This window comes from Vibrio sp. 1580 (assembly GCF_033340055.1).
The window spans coordinates 1-989 of sequence record NZ_JAWOVT010000093.1 but is presented as its reverse complement, the minus strand read 5'-3'; the positions used below and the strand labels follow the sequence as shown (position 1 = coordinate 989).

The window sequence follows — 989 nt, the reverse complement described above, 5'->3', positions numbered from 1 at the left end:
AGAAAACGCTTCACGAGTCAGTTGAGGATAGCGAACCATGACTTTGATCTCTTCACCGTCGCGAATCAAACGCTGTGCTTCTCCGCCGTAAAAACTTCCGCCGACTTGTTGCGCAATCATGGTCAAGTCAAGACCGAGATCGTACGCAACAGGTGCAAGAGAAAGAAGCACTTCTTTGCTGCCTGAATCAATGGATGACGAGATATCGTACAGCCCTTCTTCTTGCTGCAAACGTTCAATCAAGTAACGTCCTGCTTGATTAAGTTCATTGATGTTGGAGCCAAACAGTAAGTAGCCAAACTCATCACGATCGCCACCACCTGCACTTTGTTCGCGGATCTTGATACTCTTCATACCCGGAATAACAGGCATCGCCTCACGCCAGCGTCGAGCAAGTTCAAAGGTATTGAACGGACGAATTTCCTCATCGACAAGCGGCACTAACACTCGTCCTTCGGTGCGGCTTCTATTGTAAGAAAGCACATCGCGAATCATACCTTGCCCATGATCAGCAATAGTTTGAGACTCGACCTCTTGCATGACACGCTCGATGGTTTTCAACGCTTCAATGGTTTGCTCACTGGAAACCGTGTCATTCATTTCAATAGTAATCGCAGGGTAATCGGTCGGTACTTTCGGGTTAGGGATAACACGCACATAGTTGGATTTAACCAATGCAGCACTGATCAGCAATAAACCACAGAACACAGCAAATACAGTCCAACGCCAATGCGTACAAGCTTTCACGAAGTTACGATAAGTGCCGTTTACAAAGCCGAAGAAACGTTGGTTGAAACGATCTCGCCATCCACCAGGTTTGACGGGTTTAAAATGGGTATGCGCCAAGTGCGCTGGTAGGATCAACTTTGATTCAATCAAACTGAAGATCAAACACAGAATCACCACACCAGCAATGCCGTAAAAGAAAGCGCTATCAATACCACTCGAAAGCAAAAATGGTGCGAATACAGCAATCGTTGTCAGAACAC

Annotated in this window: 1 protein-coding gene; it reads right to left on the bottom strand. The window is 46.4% G+C overall.

The window, feature by feature from the left end:
- On the bottom strand, positions 1 to 989 hold a 989-nt coding region (locus R7093_RS24255; protein WP_318146888.1), incomplete at both ends, for an efflux RND transporter permease subunit.